This is a genomic window from Salinimicrobium sediminis (genome assembly GCF_900215295.1).
GTDB classification, from domain to species: domain Bacteria; phylum Bacteroidota; class Bacteroidia; order Flavobacteriales; family Flavobacteriaceae; genus Salinimicrobium; species Salinimicrobium sediminis.
On sequence record NZ_OCMF01000003.1, the window covers coordinates 63,626 to 82,426 of the forward strand.

The 18,801-nt window shown below is 39.9% G+C and carries 14 protein-coding genes; 6 read left to right on the forward strand and 8 right to left on the reverse strand.

Annotated features, from left to right (window positions below):
• Positions 1-40: 40 nt before the first annotated feature.
• Genes CRO16_RS11305 through CRO16_RS11315 form a run of 3 tightly spaced genes read left to right on the forward strand, consistent with a single transcriptional unit; the run spans position 41 to position 2,834 of the window.
• Positions 41-586, forward strand: a complete 546-nt coding sequence (locus tag CRO16_RS11305) for a hypothetical protein (RefSeq protein WP_143544525.1) — start codon at positions 41-43, stop codon at positions 584-586.
• Positions 586-1,986 (forward strand): DUF5723 family protein, encoded by a 1,401-nt coding sequence (locus CRO16_RS11310; RefSeq protein WP_097056516.1) that lies wholly within the window; start codon positions 586-588, stop codon positions 1,984-1,986. Before CRO16_RS11305 ends, CRO16_RS11310 begins: the two co-directional genes overlap by 1 nt.
• A complete protein-coding gene (locus tag CRO16_RS11315) occupies positions 1,983-2,834 on the forward strand; it encodes a hypothetical protein (protein WP_097056517.1) in 852 nt (283 codons plus the stop codon). Before CRO16_RS11310 ends, CRO16_RS11315 begins: the two co-directional genes overlap by 4 nt.
• On the opposite strand, the gene CRO16_RS11320 is transcribed toward CRO16_RS11315, so the two are convergent.
• Positions 2,828-4,105, reverse strand: a complete 1,278-nt coding sequence (locus CRO16_RS11320) for a replication-associated recombination protein A (protein WP_097056518.1) — start codon at positions 4,103-4,105, stop codon at positions 2,828-2,830. The genes CRO16_RS11315 and CRO16_RS11320 overlap by 7 nt on opposite strands.
• Before the next feature lie 177 nt (positions 4,106-4,282).
• On the opposite strand from CRO16_RS11320, the gene CRO16_RS11325 reads away from it, so the two are divergent.
• A complete protein-coding gene (locus CRO16_RS11325) occupies positions 4,283-5,038 on the forward strand; it encodes a rhomboid family intramembrane serine protease (protein ID WP_097056519.1) in 756 nt (251 codons plus the stop codon).
• 15 nt (positions 5,039-5,053) lie between these two features.
• Here the strand turns inward: CRO16_RS11325 and rlmB are convergent, their stop codons facing one another.
• The 7 genes from rlmB to CRO16_RS11360 all read right to left on the reverse strand — a co-directional run bounded on the left by rlmB (position 5,054) and on the right by CRO16_RS11360 (position 17,342).
• Positions 5,054-5,788, reverse strand: a complete 735-nt coding sequence (gene rlmB, locus CRO16_RS11330; RefSeq protein WP_097056520.1) for a 23S rRNA (guanosine(2251)-2'-O)-methyltransferase RlmB — start codon at positions 5,786-5,788, stop codon at positions 5,054-5,056.
• A gap of 42 nt (positions 5,789-5,830) precedes the next feature.
• Positions 5,831-7,597, reverse strand: a complete 1,767-nt coding sequence (locus CRO16_RS11335; RefSeq protein ID WP_143544526.1) for a hypothetical protein — start codon at positions 7,595-7,597, stop codon at positions 5,831-5,833.
• A gap of 7 nt (positions 7,598-7,604) precedes the next feature.
• The gene (locus tag CRO16_RS11340) at positions 7,605-8,792 is read right to left on the reverse strand and encodes a DUF4249 domain-containing protein (protein ID WP_097056522.1); all 1,188 of its coding nucleotides are present in this window, start codon (positions 8,790-8,792) and stop codon (positions 7,605-7,607) included.
• Positions 8,793-8,800: 8 nt separating this feature from the next.
• Complete coding sequence (locus tag CRO16_RS11345; protein ID WP_317042529.1) at positions 8,801-11,566, reverse strand: TonB-dependent receptor; 2,766 nt, start codon at positions 11,564-11,566, stop codon at positions 8,801-8,803.
• 16 nt (positions 11,567-11,582) lie between these two features.
• Positions 11,583-12,290 carry a hypothetical protein gene (locus tag CRO16_RS11350; protein ID WP_097056524.1) on the reverse strand — a complete coding sequence of 236 codons (708 nt, stop codon included), beginning with the start codon at positions 12,288-12,290 and terminating at the stop codon, positions 11,583-11,585.
• Positions 12,291-12,684: 394 nt separating this feature from the next.
• A complete protein-coding gene (locus CRO16_RS11355; RefSeq protein WP_097056525.1) occupies positions 12,685-14,118 on the reverse strand; it encodes a SusD/RagB family nutrient-binding outer membrane lipoprotein in 1,434 nt (477 codons plus the stop codon).
• Positions 14,119-14,129: 11 nt separating this feature from the next.
• The gene (locus CRO16_RS11360; protein WP_097056526.1) at positions 14,130-17,342 is read right to left on the reverse strand and encodes a SusC/RagA family TonB-linked outer membrane protein; all 3,213 of its coding nucleotides are present in this window, start codon (positions 17,340-17,342) and stop codon (positions 14,130-14,132) included.
• A gap of 563 nt (positions 17,343-17,905) precedes the next feature.
• On the opposite strand from CRO16_RS11360, the gene rpsL reads away from it, so the two are divergent.
• Both rpsL and rpsG read left to right on the forward strand, forming a co-directional pair.
• Entirely contained in the window at positions 17,906-18,280 is a 375-nt protein-coding gene (gene rpsL, locus CRO16_RS11365; protein WP_013305196.1) for a 30S ribosomal protein S12, read from the forward strand.
• A 42-nt stretch (positions 18,281-18,322) separates the two neighbouring features.
• Positions 18,323-18,799, forward strand: coding sequence for a 30S ribosomal protein S7 (rpsG, locus tag CRO16_RS11370; protein WP_097056527.1), 477 nt, complete (start codon positions 18,323-18,325; stop codon positions 18,797-18,799).
• The last annotated feature ends 2 nt before the right edge of the window (positions 18,800-18,801 follow it).

Genomic DNA, 18,801 nt, shown 5'->3' on the forward strand with positions numbered 1-18,801 from the left:
AACCCGCCATTAATTTCGTTTGATAATGAATTGTATGAACATGCCTCCTACGAAATACCTGTTCAAAATAGCATTTTTACTCCTGCTTGTTTCTCTCACTTCCTGTGTTAAGGATGTAGATCTTAACCAGGCTGAGGAAATTGTAATTCCCCCTACTGCTGCTATAGATCTAATATATTTTGATTTAACCTCAGATGAATTTATTTTGGGGCCCGGGGGCAATTTAAGAGCTGTAGACGAATCCCGTCTGGATTTTCTCGACGATGATTATATCCAGACAGGCTTAATGCGGGCTGATTTCAATTTTAGGTTTATAAATTCCTTTGAAAATGCCTTTAAAATTAATATTCTGTTCAGGTCTCCCACAAATGCAATAAGATATCAGATTCCTATTGAAATTCCTGCAGGAAGTATGGAGGCCCCTGCAGTTATTGATTACACAGAAATAGTCGATAACTCACAAATAGATAAAATAAGAAAAAGTATAAAAGTGTCCATTGATATAGACATGCTGGAAGATCCTGTAGTGACCGAAGGTAGTCTTCAGCTAAAATCTAAAGGCACTTATTACTTCGAATTCAAATGATGAGAATACTCCTGTTCTTCTTCATATTGCTCCTCACTATCCCATCCTCTGCTCAAAACAAGCAGCTCCTATATAATTACGATTATTTACCCCAAACTTTGATGATAAACCCCGGAGGGGAAACAAATTTTGATATGCATTTCGGGTTGCCATTGCTGTCTCAGATCCATATTTCTGCCGGATCTTCGGGAGCTTCTTTATATGATATTTTCAAAAAGGATGGAAGTTCTATTAATGACAGGATAAGAAGCACGATTCATAAAATGGACCGGAATGATTTTTTTACGGTGAATCAACAAATGGAGATCCTTTCCCTTGGCTGGCGCGATAAGAATCGAAGATATTTTACCGCAGGCATTTATCAGGAATTGGATGCATTTGCCTATTTCCCTAAAGATCCTGCTGTGCTGGCTTATGAAGGAAACAGGAATTACATTGGTGAGAATTTCGATTTTTCAGATGTTGCTTTTACGGCAGAGGCTCTCAACGTCTTCCATATTGGATTTACAAACTATTATTCCAAGGATTTCAACTACGGTTTTCGTGGAAAGATATATTCAGGAGTTTTTAATGCCTATAGCGTTGGTAACAGGGGAATTTTCAGGACCGAAAATTCACCCGAAGGTCCAAACCTTTACCGTCACTATATGACAGGAGTTGATATACTCATTAATACAGCAGGGTGGGCAGATATGGAAGAATCTGACAATATCACCGGATTGGGAATGATGAATAAGATCGCCAGAAAGGCTTTTTTTGGAGGTAATCTCGGACTCGGCCTGGACGCCGGCTTTACCTGGTATCCCGAGGATCACATCCAGGTAACGGGAAGTATTCTGGATATTGGTTTTATTCATCAGTCCAAAAATGTGGAAAATTACCGCTATTACGGAAATTACACTACAGATGGAATCGAACTGCTTTTTCCCGAAGGAAATTCTCCTTCCTACTGGGATGAATGGGAAGATGAACTGGACCGCAATCTTAAAGATGAAACGCTAACCAACTCTTACGTGACATGGAGACCGGTAAAGTTAAATGCCTCAGTGGATTTTGGATGGTTTGAGAATTCTGAACCCTGTAATTGTTACCGGCCAATGGGAAGAAGGAGGTATTACAATCACATTGGGGCACAGTTTTTCGCTATGAAGCGTCCTCGAGGGCTTAATTATGCTACTACCCTGTACTACGATCGTACCTTCAATGAAAAATTCCGGGGAAAGCTTACCTACACTGCAGATTCCTATTCCTTTTCGAACATAGGACTGTTGTTATCGGCAACGATTTACAATTTTAATGTTTATATTGCTGCAGACAATCTGCTGGATTATACCAATCTGGCCAAAGCCCGTAATGCTTCGGTGCAGCTTGGATTTCAGCTATTATTTTCCCGGGAATGACAAAATTTATTTATTTTTTAAGCTGTTTTTTTATTGTTGCTTCTCTGGCAGCTCAGGAAATCCACTATGAATACATCAAGGTGCCGGACAAATTTGAATTTCAGAAAGCCGAGAACCAATATCAGCTAAATGCCCTAACAGCATTTCTATTTGAAAAATATGGTTTTAAGACATTATATAAAAATGGAATGCCGGCGGGTGTAAAACCTTGTGATGTATTAACTGCCAATGTGCATGATGATTCTAACCTGTTCAGAACAAAATTGTATGTAACTCTTACCGATTGTGAAAATCGTGTAGTATTTACAACAGAGACCGGTAGCAGCAGGGAAAAGGCTTTCAAACCTTCCCAACATGAAGCTTTGCGTAATGCCTTTGCTTCTTTTGAAAATGTTGAAATCACTTCCAAGGTTACTGAGAAGGTCGCTTCAGGCAATAATAATAATGAAAAAGAGCTTCCGGAAGAGATAGTTGTTGATCCAATTGTCACTTCTGAAGAGATTGAAGAAGTCGCTGTTGAAGAAATCTCTTCTGAAGCAGAAGCAGAAATTACTCCTTCCGAAGCTGAGAGAAATCCTTCAGAAGCCGGAAAAATTCAAAAATTCACCAATGGTCCTGTTACCTATCTGCTCAGGAGCACTTCCGCAGGGTATGAGCTTTTCAGGGAAGGGGAGCAGCAGAAGTTTGCAAGTCTCATGAAGTCCGGTGGAGGGGATAATTTTTTATACTCTTCAAAAAATGTTTCTGGAAATGCCTTTTTTGACGGGCAGGGAAATCTTGTGGTGGAATATTTGGATCCCAATTCCCAACAGTTGATTTCAGTTATTTACAAAGTGCAGGCTCAATAGCCGTATTTGCCTTTCCATCGTTTCTGAAGAAAATCCCGCTGTGCCTGCTCCCGCTGGTTACTGCCGGGATGGAAAAATGTAGTGTTTGAAATTTCCTTCGGAAGGAATTCGGCTGCGGCAAAATTTCCTTCATAGCTGTGGGCGTATTTGTAATCTTCTCCATAGCCTAGATCCTTCATCAATTTAGTGGGTGCATTCCTTATTGCGAGTGGCACAGGAAGATCGCCAGTCTTTTTTACCATCGCCTGCGCCTCATTAATAGCCATGTAAGAAGCATTGGATTTCGGGGATGTGGCAAGGTAAATACAGCATTGACTTAAAATTATTCGCGACTCCGGAAATCCTATGGTCGAAACCGCCTGGAAAGTATTGTTGGCAAGGATCAAAGCAGTGGGATTGGCATTTCCAATATCTTCAGCAGCTAGAATAATCAGTCTTCGGGCGATGAACTTTACATCCTCTCCACCCTCGATCATTCTCGCAAGCCAGTAAACTGCTGCATTGGGATCACTACCGCGGATCGATTTAATGAATGCTGAAATAATATCATAATGCTGTTCTCCTGTCTTGTCATACAGCACGGTGTTTTGCTGCACTTTGTGCAACACCATTTTGTTAGTTACCACGACTTTTTCATCCTCTTCAGACGTGATGATGAGTTCAAAGATATTGAGCAGTTTTCTGGCATCGCCGCCGCTAAGTCTTAGGAGAGCTTCGGTTTCTTCAAGAATTACTTCCTTTTTGGAAAGGATTTCGTCTTCTTTCAAAGCCCTTTCCAGCAGCGCGAGCAAGTCTTCTTTGGTAAAAGGATTGAGCACATACACCTGACTTCTGGAGAGCAGTGCCGGAATAACTTCAAAACTTGGATTTTCTGTGGTAGCGCCAATAAGGGTGATCCACCCTTTTTCTACAGCTCCTAAAAGGGAATCCTGCTGCGATTTGCTAAAGCGATGGATCTCGTCAATAAAAAGGATGGGATTTTTGGTGGTGAAAAGTCCGTCGCTTTTTTTGGCTTTTTCAATGACCTCCCGCACATCTTTTACTCCGCTGCTAATAGCGCTAAGGGTAAAAAACGGCCTTCCGGACTCGGTGGCAATGATGTTGGCCAGGGTAGTTTTCCCCACTCCGGGTGGCCCCCAAAAGATCATGCTGGGAATGATGTCTCTTTTGATCTGTTTTCGCAGTGCAGCTTCAGGTCCTATGAGGTGCTGCTGACTCAGGTAATCATCAAGCGTCCGGGGACGTAATCTTTCGGCCAATGGTTTATTCATGAAGTAAAAATAGTAAATTGGGTTTGGGTGCAGAAAACTTTCGGCTTTTTATAGAAGCAGGATGACGAACTGGCATGAAGTGGAGAAGCAGGGAAGTAAGAGGTGCTTAAAAAGGCATTTTTGGAGGGGTGTGTCAGGAGAAAATTACAGTGGTTGAATTTTTGTTAGACAGATTGTATGAAACGTCAAAGGCTAAAAACTGAAGAACCATTCCAGTTTACAACCGGAGTTTTGGGATATCCACTTCTCTTTGTATTGCTCATCTGGATCGTGTTTTGGATGGAAATACGCTTTGGCTGGGACTTTACCAGTTTTGGAGTTTATCCCCGAAGGATAGAAGGACTAAGAGGTGTTCTTTTTTCTCCCTTCATACACAGCGATATCAAACACCTGTTTCATAACACTATTCCGCTGTTCGTGCTTTCGTTATCCCTGTTTTACTTTTACAGAAAATTAAGCTGGAAAATCCTCTTTTTAGGTCTCCTGCTTTCAGGGTTTTTGACCTGGACCATTGGCAGGCCGGCCTATCATATTGGAGCTTCCGGAATAATATATTTATTGGCTGGTTTCCTCTTTTTTAAAGGGATCTTTTCAAAATATTTCAGGCTTGTTGCCCTTTCACTGATTGTTGTATTCCTGTACGGCGGACTACTTTGGTATATTACCCCTATAGATCCCAAGATCTCCTGGGAAGGTCATTTAGCGGGATTGGTTTCGGGGCTTGTCTTTGCCCTGATCTACAAGAAAAATATTGCCCGGGCACCTAAATATGAATGGGAAAAAGAAACTTATAAAGAAGAGGAAGATCCTTTTATGAGGCATTTTGATGAAAACGGAAATTTTATTGAAAACCCCTATGGAGAGGAAGAGCCTCAATACATTTACCATTTCAGGAAATCAGAAAAAGATGCAGATAGTTCAAAAGGGGCTTAGCCTCTTTCTGTTAAATTAAAGCCTTTGTCTTACCACCTCATAAAGGAAAGCTCCACAGGCTACAGACACATTTAAGGAGCCTATACTGCCCAGCATGGGAAGTTTTGCCTTTTCATCTGCAAGCTTCAGCACTGAATCTGATATTCCTTTACCTTCATTACCCATAATTAATGCAACGGGTTGTGCGAGATCTGCATTATAAAGTAAGGTATCGGTTTTTTCTGTCGCCGCTACAACTTTTATTCCGGAAGCCTGCATGTAATATATCGCATCTTTAATATGATCCACTTTTATAAGAGGAATATTAAAAATAGCTCCTGCCGATGTTTTTACAGTATCGGCGGTAACGGGCGCACCTCCTTTTTTGGGAATGATGATTCCATCTACTCCACAACATTCGGCAGTTCGTATGATGGCTCCGAAATTACGTACATCATCAATTTGGTCCAGCAAAAGAAATAAGGGAGCAGTACCTTTAGATAATGCATTCTCAACAACTTCTTCCAGATCAGAAAAAGCGATAGGAGAAATTTTGGCTACTACGCCCTGGTGGTTTCCCTTCACCAGTTTATTGAGTTTTTCTACCGGAACGTAGGAGATATTATAATCACCGGATTTGGTTTTTTGCTGTAGCTCCTGAAATAATTGTCCGCTAAGTCCTTTTTGGACATAGATCTTGTCAATGGTTTCGCCGTTATGGATTGCTTCAAGTACAGCGCGTATTCCAAAGATGGTTGTGGTTTCCTGCATCGTGCAAAGGTAAATTTTATTTCAGGCTTTTTCGAGGGAAGTCTAAAGTTTCTGTTCCTGTGAGAGTACAGAAAACTCCTTTTTTATAGAAACCGGATCTCCTTCTTCTGTAAAGCCTTCCAGTTGAATCTCATATTTTCCGGAAACATCTGAAGTGAAAAACTCTACAGTTTCCTTTTCGGAATTGAAATTCAGTGAAGGTTCCCAGTGAAGTTGGGTCCTAAAATCGGGAATCCTTTCTTTTGCCAGAGAGAGATTTTCCTCATAAGATTGCCTGAAATAATACCTTTTTGGCAGCGGCATTTCAAGTTCAATGCTTTTTATTTTTTCGGAATTTAAATTTTCCCAGAAATCTCCTTCAATGGTTTTAACATCAATAATTCCTGCGAAGATCTGAGATCCCAAGAAGAAATTATTCCTCAATATCGCGATACTTTGAACTGCTTTTGCAGGATAGTCTATAAATAACTCATGATCCTGGACCATAAGACCGTCTACAATTAGTAGTGCGGGCAGATAATATTTTGTTGCACCTTCTGGCTGCCTCACAACGATTTCCGGTTTGCCTGTTCTTCCCGAAGAAAGATAAGAGTACTTGATAATCTCGACGAAGGTTTCTTTTATAGTGTTGAACCTTGTGTAGGCGTCAAGGTCATAAAGTTCCGGTTGAACAGTATAAAACGGCTCTGTTTGAACCAGCGCTTTCAAAGTGTCTGGTTTTACACTGTAGTAGGCATTTTCAATTTGATTGTAAACGCTGCGATCCACGATCCATTCTTTAAGATTGGGATTAATGAAAAAATCCTCAAAATTGAGATCGGAAATTTCCATATGCGGAGTTGGATCTAAAACAATTTTAAAATCTTCGGAATCCTTTCCAATTACCTGCAGTAAAGCTTCTGAAGTAGCATAGGGTTCATCTAGATTTATGTAGAATTTTCCATTGCGATCTGTGGTGGCGACTTTATAGATGTAGCTTTCCCCCGGAATAGAAAAGGCTACTTTTCTACCTGCGAGTTTGGCGGTTTCAGAAGTGTTGCTAATAATTTTTCCTGAAAGAAGGTTGCCACGTAATTCAGGTAGATAAATAGAATCTAAATGTTTTGCCTGAGAGAACAGATTATTGCTGAAGTTATTAGAAGAAAATTTTTCAGGAATATTAATGCTGTCTTTGATCCTTACAGAGAGGGAATATTTTCCGGCGTCACCCTTAATTTCGATTGCTACTTTTTCCCTCTTTCCAAAAATGGAATTATTTAATGTCATTTTTAAATCACCTTCTTTGGATCCTGAGGTTTTATTTGCAACAGGAATTTTTTCCGCAGGAATTTCAGATTTTAAAGAATCCTGAGGTGTTTGGGCAGTTAGAGCCGATTGATCTCCCCGGTAGGGATTAATGATCACTACATCTCCCGCAAAAAAAGCACCATTGTTTCTCATCCAGTTAGTGTAAGCTAAAAGCTTGTATTTTCCTGAAGGAACATCTGTGGGAATAAAGAAATCTCCCTGTCCAAGCCCGTTTTCCAGAAGAATTTTCTGCTGAAAGATAGTAGTGTCTTTTTCTGCCACCAGGTCCAGATAAGCCACTTTACTCAACCCGCTCAATTCGCCGGTCTCGGAATTGAGGGTGTAAAGGCGGTAGTACAAATATTCCCCGGCGAAGAGGAGGGAAGAATTGTAATGAACAAAGATCTTTTCTTCCGGGATCTCCTCCAGAAGTTTTTCTCCTTCCGAAGGAGCTACTGCCTGAGCAAAAACAGAACTCTGTTGGAATAAAATGACAAATAATAAAGCGACTAATTTTTTCATAAATTTTTTATTCTTTCCAGAAATCAGGCATTTCATTAGTTCCATAAACGGTGCAGTCTACGCATTCTGTTGCTACTACTCTTATAGGGCCTTCTCCAATTTCTCCCTCGACAGGAGCTCCTGCGAAGTTCATAAACCGAACTGTGCCACTTTGGATCATGCCAATGGGAGTCTCAATTAGTTCTCCGGGTCTAAAAGGGATACAATCTTCTGGAAATTTGGGCCTCGGTTCATCAAAATCAAAAAAGTCATAATAATTAAAATAGATCCTTTTGGTTGACACTTCTGAAAGCGTGAAATATCCTATTACTTTTTCATCATCATCATTTATTGAATACATATTTCCATTTACGAACCCGGGTTGATTTTGGGAAAGCAAACTCTCTGAGCTGGAGATCTTTTTTAAAGTAGAATAATAAGAATAAGCCTCTCCTGTAAGAGAATACTGTTTTACCAGAATGCTGTAGCGCTGTCCTAATACAGGGTCGTCTTTCCGGATAAACCGGACCAGGAATGAATCCAGGTTATTACTGCTAAGGGCACTGGTATTTGAAAGAATGATTTCTTTGGAAGGAACAGTATTATAACAAATAGTTTCCTGTTTTGTATTTGGAACGACTCGCCAGTTATTCCCTTCAAATTCAATGGTGCTTCGTACTACAATTGGCGAAACAATCTTGTAGGTTTCTTCATATTCGTAAAGCGCATATTTGGAAGCTGTCTCAGAGTTTTTGCTGTCCACTAATAAAGCAATACCATCTTCCCCCTGCAACACCACACGTTCGGCATAAAGATCTTCTATGTCATTTCCGGGTACCATTTGGGTGGGATCTGAAGAATAGCTTCCTCCATCCCGGGTCTGAATAAGAAGTTGATATTTGCGTTGAGGTTGTATTCCAAATTCAACATTAGAGATGTATTTTCCCGGAGTCATCTCGTAAAAAAAGAATTCATTGCCCTGATCATCGGTGACTACGACATCGGCAAAAGATTCGGCTGTCGGAAAATCGTCTTCCAGCCTGTAGGTGCGGGAGATTTGTATTTCCTGAAATTTAATTTCATCCGTTAATATAGCCTCCACAACCAATGCATCTTCAAAAGTTTCAGTTTCAAATTCGTAAGGCTCAACACAGCCATAGACCGCAAGGAAGGTGGCTATCAGGAAGATTATCTTGTAATTTTTTATATATATCATTCTATACCCTAGAATTTAAAATTATATGTAATTGTTGGCACCGGGATCGAAAAGATGGAACTTTTATAGGCTTTTATTTCACCCTGGTCTGTTACAAAGAATACCGAGTAGGGGTTGTTTCTGCCTAAAACATTATAAACCGAAATATTCCAGAAACTATGAGCGAACTTTTTGATCTTGTGGTTTCCTTCCACATTAAAACTAAGATCGAGACGATAGTAATCGGGAATTCTAAACCTGTTTCTGTCACTGTAAAGCACATATTCCATCCCGTTTTGATTGTATTTTCCAGTGGGGTAGGTCACAGGTCTTCCTGTTTGATAGACAAAGTTTGCTGAAAAACTGAACCTTTGAGTTACCTTATAATTAGCCACCACACTTACATCGTGAGGCTTATCGTAGTTAGCGGGAAAATACTCCCCGTTATTAACAATTTCTTCTCTATGTTCCCCGTCCAGTTGGAGGTAAGAACGGGAGTAGGAGTAACCCAACCATCCGTTTAACCTGCCTTCGGTCTTTTTCAGCAGGAATTCCAGACCATAAGAACGGCCTTTCCCCTGCAGCACTTCTGTTTCAATATTTTCGTTTAGGAAAAGTTGTGCCCCCACCTTATAGTCCAGGATATTTTCTGAAGTTTTGTAGTAGCCTTCCAGGCTAAGTTCATATTCGTTACTGTCGAAATTCTTATATAAGCCAAGGGAATATTGATTGGCCCTTTGAGGTTCTATATACCTGTCAGAAAGTTTATACGTGTCAGTAGGGGAGACTGTAGTATTGTTAGAGAGGGTATGAATGTACTGGTAAGTGCTGTTGTAACTTGCTTTGGCAGAAAGATCGGGAAGAATGAAGTAACGGGCCGAAAACCTCACTTCCGGGCCACTATAGGTTTCCATGACTTCATTTTTACCATAATAAAGTGTATCCACTAAAGTCGCCTCGCTTTTAGGTTGTCCCTCTTCATAGATCTTTTGCGCTTTTTCTCCCAGGGCTGCATATAGGGAATACCTGATCCCTGCATTGAGCAGTAAGCGGTCATTTACCTCGAACTGGTCTGATATATAAACAGCCGATTCCAATCCTTTTTCCTGCGGAATTTCAAATGGCTGTATAATTGACTCTGCACCCAATGGATCAATTTCTCCGGGTTGAACATTATACAGTTTTCCGGAAATACCATAGTCGAATTTATGCGCTTTACTGTGCAGATAACGCATGTTTAACTGGGCTTCGGTCTCATTAATTCGGTATCCGGAAATGAAATTATTGTTGAACTGGCTATCGTATTCTATATCAAAATTATAACTGCTATTGGATAACAATAGGCTCCCGGTATTTTTTTCATTCAGTTTATGATCTGCCTGAAGAGAGAAAAGGAGGTTTTGGTAGTTATACAAAGAATCTGAGGTTATACTAAACCTGTCATTACTAAAGTAACCTGTGGTTTTTACCGAAATTTTATCGTTGAATTTGTGATTGTACTTCACAAGTACATCACTAAAAGAAGCTTCGCTGTTCTTTAAGGATTCTTCCTCCAGGGATTTAAGGATCCAGTCTGAGTAGGTGCTTCTTCCCCCAATTATAATCCCCGATTTATTTTCTATGACAGGAATTTCAAGGGCCACATTGGCTGTAACCGGTCCTACCGAAACTTCCCCGGCAAATTCTTTTGTGTTGGCATCTTTTGAGGTAATATCAAAAACAGAAGAAAGCCTTCCACCAAATTGTGCGGGAATATGACCTTTATAAATGGTCATGTCGCCTGATGTAAAAGGATTGATAGCAGAAAAGATCCCAAAGAAATGTGCCGGATTATAAATTACTGCACCGTCAAGAAGAATAAGATTTTGATCGGTTTTTCCTCCCCTTACGTTGTACCCGGCTGCTCCTTCTCCTGCCGTGGAAATACCCGGAAGGGTGGCGGCAACCTTCATAACATCCCTTTCACCCAGGATCAACGGAATATTTTTAACCTCCTCAATATTGATGTTCTCTTCCCCGGCCGTTGCATTGTTTACATTTTTATCCGGGTTAGATTCCAACATAACTTCTCCCAAGAGTTCATAGTCCTCTCTTAAGTTGAGGTTTAGAGATCCATTGTTATATAAAAGCAGCCTCTTCTGAACATCTTCATTTCCGAAGGAACGAGTCTCTAAAATATGAGTTCCGGCAGGTATTTTTAGAGAGTAAAATCCCGATTGATCTGTTACTGTTCCAATCTCGGTCCCCCGAACAAGGATAGCAAGGTTGGCTATTGGCTCCCCCGTTTCAAGATTTTTTACAGTTCCTGACAGGGTGTATATTCTCTTGCCGCCAGCTTGATCCTGTTTTCCAATATACACAGTCTCAATATTGGTTTGAGATCTTTTGTTAGGGCCATAGAAAATGGGATTATAGCTATCTACTACAGTTGTTTCTGTCTTTGTGGATAAAGAATCAACTTTAGGAAAAAAACCTTCAGGTAATCGATCATAAATTATGTTATTCCTGGTAATTACAACCTGGCCATTTTCCAGCTGGTAAAAATTGAGAGGGGTGTTTGCCAATACTTTCTGAAGTGCTTCTTCTAAAGTTACATCCTGTAAGCTGAGAGTAACATGTCCACGGTCTACCCACTCATCTGCAAAAAAGAGTTTGAAACCAGATTGGCCTTCTATTTTTAAAATGGCTTCCTTTAGAGTGGCATCCTGTAATTCAAGACTGATTTTTTTGGAAGGATCTTGTGCGAAAACAAAATAGCAACTAAAAAGCATTAAGAGCAGCGTAAATATTTTCAAACTGTTGTGGATTATATTATTGGTTAATTTCCTGAAGAAGTCTTATCATGAATTCATCTGGACTGTTTTTCCGTAGCGACTTGTTCCTTCTGAAAAAGTTTTTTATCTCCTTTTCTTTATCGGGAAAAATCTTCAAAAAATCTCTTCTGGAACTTACGGAATAATAGAGTGAATTATGATTCAACACATAGGCAGGTTCATCTTCTTCAAAGCGGTAATAGGTAAAGTTATCATCAAGTTCTTTGTGAATTTTTTTAAAATGTTTCTTGAGAAGTAGAGATTCCTTGCTGTCAAGGAGAATTTCATAGAAACCTTTAAGATCATTATCTTCTTTAACATTGATAAAGTTATGCTCATCTATTCTGAAAGATGTGATTTTATTCTTGTGTAACTTAATAGTTGAATTTCCATCGGAGGTATTGAGGAAGACAAGGAGGACATCATCAAAAATATTATACTTAAGTAGAACCGGATAATATAACTGTTCATCATATGTAACCTGTCCTTTCAGAAACGAAGAGGACAAGAAATATTTATGTTGATCATCTCTGATTATATGAGGTTCAATATATTCTTCTCCATTGGCAAGGCTGGTATTTTCAATCCTTACAATTTGATCAAATAATTCCAAAGGAATCGGGTTTTCCTGAAGTTCCTGGGAATGGAGGTTGGTAAAGAATAGAAAGAGAAAGGCAAAAGAGATCCTTGCAGAAAGTATTTTCATATTATTATGCCTGTGACATTAAAATTTGAGTGGTTTGTTTGAGCTCCATAACCTGATATACCACATAGATTTATTATTCCTTGAGTTGAAGATTACAACTATAAGGTGCTCTTCGATGGTAAGGTTTAAAATAAAGTTAACCTGTTCTTATTTAATGACTCTAATTTTTTAAAAGGTTGCGTCATTTTAATAATAAAATTGCCTGTCTAGTATTCTGGTCCCCATAATAAATCCCCACGTGCCTGCATTTAGAAGCTCATAATTAGTAAATGTACACTTTTAATTAAAATATGAACAATCCGGGATTGGAAGGAAGCGCGGCAATTATTGCTCATAAAAAAACCACCTAATGTGAATTAGGTGGTTTTAGTTTAGGAATTATATTCGTTTTGGTTTAGTCCAGATCCCAGAACACTCGGGTTTGTTGAGTGTCACCTCCCATTGCGCTTGCGGCAGCGGCAAGGTTATCACCATTTAGAGTAGCTTCTGTTGTAGGATAAGTAAACCTTAGTGGTACAGGAAGACCAGACTGTGCTGCGTTTGGTAATTCAGGCACGTCAAGTTTTCTCCAGGTAGACCATGCTTCAAATCCTCTGTTGTAAAGAGCGATCCATTTCTGAATACCAATTCTTTCCAACCAAATAGATTCATCCCATGCAACTTCAGGTTGAGCCAGGTAAGCATCAGCTTCTGCTTCAGTTCCACCCCAATAAATAATAGATGCAGTTACAGCTTCGTTATAGTGAGTTTCAGCATCTTCAGTGATATAACCTCTGGCTGCAGCTTCAGCTATAAGGAATTCAACTTCGGCATAGTCAAGAATAACACCTTCTAAAGTAGGATCTGTGAAGATCTCACCAAAGATTGTACTGTTCCCCTGGGTATTACCGTTAGCACCATAAGTACCTCCTTTGTAAACACCCTCGCCAAGATTCTGAGCGAAATAATCATCTCTTCTTGGATCATCAAGCTCATTCATGACGTCTACAATAGTATTGGCTGCAACGAAATCTTTACGACCTGATTGTACAAGGTCTGTCCAAATTGGGTTTGTGTTAGGTGCAGAAGCCTGATACTGAATAGTAGCATTGTCATCTTGTGATTCGAAAACTCCTGCTGCGATAGCTTCAGTAGCCATTGTTGCTGCTTTTGTATCATCAACGTTAGCATATCTTAAAGCTAATCTCAATTTAAGAGAATTTGCAAATTTTGACCATTTGGCTGCATCACCATCATAGATGTAATCTGCACCCCCGCCAAAACCACCGGCTCCGGCTTCAAGTTGATCAATAGCTCCATTTAAACGCACCACAAGGTCTGCGTAGATAGCAGCGTCGTCATCATATACAGGAGTTGAATTCTCAAGATCAAGAGCTTCAGTATAAGGAATGTCACCAAAGGTGTCAACCAGTACATGCCAGGTGAAAACCTGAAGTACTTCGATCATGGCTAACCTGTTTTGAATATTCGCTTCAGAAAGGGTAGGATCAGGATTTTCGTTTAAGATCATTTCCGCTTCCTTTAAATCCTTCAGAACATCTCTGTAAAGAATGATCCATTGTGCACCGTTAATATCTCTTCCGATCAAATCGTAGTTCGCCTCATCGGTATAAGTGGTTTCTGTCCAGTACTGGGCCACCATCTTAAAGATACCGCGGTTCACGTTCGTGCTGACCATTTGGTCAAACAGGTTCTTGGTTGCATTTGAGAAAAGTACATCTGCAGGTACTTCAGTCGGGCTTTTGGTGTCGACGTTGACACTAGACAGGTCATCTGAACATGACACCACACCAGCAGCCAGTAATAAAATTAAAAATATTTTCTTCATGATTTATTTTTTTAGAATTGTAGTCTTACGTTAAAACCATATTCCCTTGCAGTTGGAATTGCTCCGGACTGGTATCCCTGGATGTTTCCAGAACTTAATCCTGCTTCAGGATCTGAATATGGAATGTTTTTGTCGATGATCCAAAGGTTTCTTCCAACTGCAGAAAGAGTAATGTCTGCCATTGAAATTCTGTCTGTGATGCTTTCTGGTAAAGAATAAGAAAGAGTCATCTCTCTTAGTTTAACAAAACTAGCATCATAAGTGTGGTAAGCATTTGGTGCATAACCATAACCTATAGCATTGGCATAGTTACTCATTTGTGTACGTGTAGTGTTTGGAGAACCATCAGGATTCACACCTTCTAAAAGAAGACCACCACCGTCTGCAACTGGATCCCTCAATGGATTTCCAAGTTCATTCAAACCTGCAGTATTGGCAGGAACACCGGTAGCATAACCGTACCAGGTATCAAGAGAGAAGATATCTCCACCTTTCTGGATGTCAATAAGGAAGCTGAAAGAAAGATCTTTGTAAGATAATGAGTTGCTAATACCCGCTTTCCAGTCTGGGTTGATATCACCAATTACCTGTGGAGTTCCGTCTACAACAAATCTTCCGTTAGTTGGGTTGATCACTCTTTCTCCATTTAAGAAAGTATAGTTAGTTCCCCAAATAGTACCGTAAGGCTGTCCTACTGTAGCATTGATGGTTACACCTCCCTGAAGAGAAGCCATTTGAAGGTTCTTGTTGTCTCCGTAAAGGGAAATAACTTCACTCTCATTCTTGTACCAGTTAGCGTTAACTCTCCATTCAAAATCCTCTGTTCTTATAGGGCTTCCATGGAGGCTAAGTTCAATACCTTTGTTTTCAATCTCCCCTGCGTTTACCCATCTTGAAGTATAACCTGTTGCTGCGGTAATTGTCACCGGCATTAGTTGATCAACAGAATTAGATTGGTAAGCAGCAACATCAAATCCTAAACGTCTCTGGAAAAATTCCATTTCCAAACCAACTTCCCAACTCTTAGTTGTTTCGTTCTTAAGGTTCGGGTTATTTGCTGTACTTGATACAGAATAAAGTGGTGTTGTAAAGTTCGTTGGACTCGCATAAACATCCTGAACAGACAATGGAGGAGCATAGTTACCTACTTCTGCATAGTTGGCACGGAATTTACCGAAGCTCAACCAGTCTGTATCCAATAACTGAGAGAATACAACACTTGTAGAAATAGATGGATAGAAATAAGTGTTGTCTTCTTCTGGTAATGAAGATACTTCATCAACCCTTCCTGTAGCATCCAGGTATAAGAAATCTCTATATCCAAAAGATGCACTCGCAAAATAACCGTTTGTATGTAATTCTGTAACTGCCTCGTTTGGAGGAGTCAAAAGGTTTTGAGAGTTTGAAAGAGCGAAAAGTCCTGGAATAACCAAACCACCTGTAGTTCCTGCTCTCATTTGAGCATTGTCAAGTCTTCTTGCTGTGGCTCCTAATATACCGGCAAGGTTAATGTCCTCATTAAGATCATAGTCGAAGTTCAAAAGGAAATCGTAGTTTATCTCCTTGTAAGTTCCGTCATATCTTTGATAATGAGATACTCCATTACTTCCAACGTTTCTTCTTTCCTCACGGAAATCTCCGTAGTAGTCCATGGAAACACGTCCAGTAGCAGACAACCAGTCGGTTAATTCATAATTAATGTTGAAATTACCGTACAGCCTGTTTCTTTCGTCTGTTTGGTAGTTTTCATACAGCTGCCAGTATGGGTTGTCTGTGTAGATAGGAGAGAAATCCCCGTTTTCTGCATCTGCATAGTTCCAGGTAATGTTACGGCCTGTATTGAAATAGGCTCTACGTTGTGCTTCGAAATCTACGTTAGCCTGGTTCCACTGACGCATAGATTGGAAAATGTTGGTTCCGCTATAACCTGTACCATAGCGACCTTTTCCGTTTGTATTAGTGAAAGTCGCAGTAACACCTGCAGTAAGCTTTTCAGTAAAGTCATGAGTAGCTTTAATATCTACTGTATTTCTTCTGATCCTACTGTTAGGAAGAATACCTTCCTGATCGTAAAGTGTGTATCCTAATCTGTAAGTACTTTTGTCTGTACCACCGTCAAGAGCAACACTGTTGTTAAAAGTCACCCCAGTTCTGAAAATAGATTCAGGACCATTCTCTGCAGCAACCCAAGGAGTAGCCTGCAGGTAGTTTGGAGATTCAGGATATAAAGCATCCCATTGGAAAACCAATAAATTTGGATCGAATCTTCCACCAAAAGAAGCATCTTCTGTGAAAGGAACCACAAGGTCATCGGTTCCGTCTCCGTCTACGTCCCAGCTATCAAAATAACCTGTTTCATAGAATTCACCGTAACCTGCACCGTATTCTTTTTGGTACTCAACAAAAGTGTCGTCATCCATTTTAGAGAAGGTAACACCTGAACTAATAGTTACACCAATGTTTTCATTTTTTTGACCAGATTTGGTAGTAATGATAATTACCCCGTTTGCAGCACGTGAACCATAAAGAGCAGATGCAGCAGCACCTTTCAATACGTTTACAGAAGCAACATCATCAGGGTTAATATCCATAGCGGCGTTACCATAATCGTAACCACCTCTACCTGTTTGCTGGTTTGCAGTGTTGGTGTTGGCATTACTAATTGGCACTCCGTCTACTACGAAAAGAGGCTGGTTGTTACCTGTTAAGGAAGTGTAACCACGAATAATAATGTTTGAAGATCCACCTAAAGTACTACTCTTCTTAATGTCAAGACCTGATACTTTACCAGATAATGAGTTAATGAAGTTTCCTTCTTTTGCAGTGTTTACTTCAGCTCCGGCTACCTCTTCTGTGGCATAACCAAGAGATCTTTTCTCTCTGGAAATACCTAGGGCCGTGACCACTACTTCTTCAAGTTGGGCAGCATCCTGCTCCAGGACTACATCAATGGTATCCACATTTGTTACAGGATACTCAGTAGTTTTCATCCCTAAATAAGAGAAGACAAGGACTTCGCCCTGATCTACTTCAATAGAGTAGTTACCGTCAAAATCGGTTTGTACTCCTTGAGTTGTACCTTTTACCAGTACGTTAACCCCCGGGAGGGGCATTCCATTCGAATCGGTCACAGTTCCTGAGACCGTCATCTGTTGCTGTGCAAAAGCAAATTGCACAACTAACGCCAGTAAAAGCGTTAGTATTCCACTAAACTTTGTTTTCATTTTTAAGATTTGTTTGAATTAGCCAGTGCCAAATTTGATAATTTATTGTTAAGCGGGCAACTTTTTTCCTGTAAAACTTTCTTTTTATCTGATTTCTTTCTGAAAGTTTAAGTTTTTCTTAACGCTTTTGATATTTCTAATCTTTTGGGTCATGGGGTTTTAGAGGAAAATCGTTCTAACCACGGAAGAAAATTGTAATAGATTCATAATTATGATGTTAACATAATCTCATCAGTACCTTACCGGAAAGTACAGGGATATACAGAAAATCTTTACACTAATGGACCAGCTACCGTAAGGGGTAAAAATATGATCCTTACATAATATATAGGTAAAAAGAAAGTTGGGTTCTTATCTTCTGGGAAATCCTTCAATTTGCCCTCTTAGTAAGGTCTGCAGTTTTTTTTCTTTTTTTCCCAGGTTTTGTGCTCTGGAATTTTAGAGAAAAAAGATCAAGCTGAAAATTAATTAATTAAGATTTGAATACTTCGGTTTTATTTCTACCTTTGCAGACCTTTTTAAAAAGGGAGAATAATAAAACAATAATTAGTGTAAAAGAAATTATGCCAACAATTTCACAATTAGTACGAAAAGGAAGAGCCACAATTACCAAGAAGAGTAAATCGGCTGCTTTGGATTCGTGCCCTCAAAGAAGAGGAGTTTGTACGCGTGTTTACACCACTACCCCTAAGAAACCTAACTCTGCTATGCGTAAAGTAGCAAGGGTTAGATTGACCAACGGGAAAGAGGTGAACGCATACATTCCCGGAGAAGGGCACAACCTGCAAGAGCACTCGATAGTATTGGTTAGAGGCGGAAGAGTTAAGGATTTGCCTGGAGTTAGGTATCATATTGTACGTGGAGCTCTTGACACCGCAGGTGTTGCGGGAAGAACTCAGCGTAGATCAAAGTATGGTGCTAAAAGGCCTAAGAAATAATCTTTCCGGGGCAAGTAACAATTAACTTATTACAAAGAAGAAATGAGAAAAAGACAGGCGAAAAAAAGGCCACTTTTACCAGATCCAAAGTTTAATGATCAGTTAGTAACGCGTTTTGTTAACATGATGATGTGGGATGGTAAAAAATCTGTTGCCTTTAAAGTTTTCTATGATGCAATCGCGATCGTAGAGGAGAAAAAACAGGATGAAGAAAAATCAGGACTTGAACTTTGGAAAGATGCTCTTTCTAACGTTATGCCACACGTAGAGGTGCGTAGCCGTAGAGTTGGAGGTGCTACTTTTCAGATCCCAATGCAGATTAGACCAGATCGTAAAGTTTCAACTGCTATGAAGTGGTTGATTTCCTATTCGAGAAAGCGTAACGAGAAATCTATGGCTCAGAGACTTGCTGCAGAGGTTCTTGCTGCTGCTAAAGAAGAAGGTGCGGCTGTGAAGAAGAGGGTTGATACCCATAAGATGGCTGAAGCTAACAAAGCATTCTCTCACTTTAGATTCTAAAA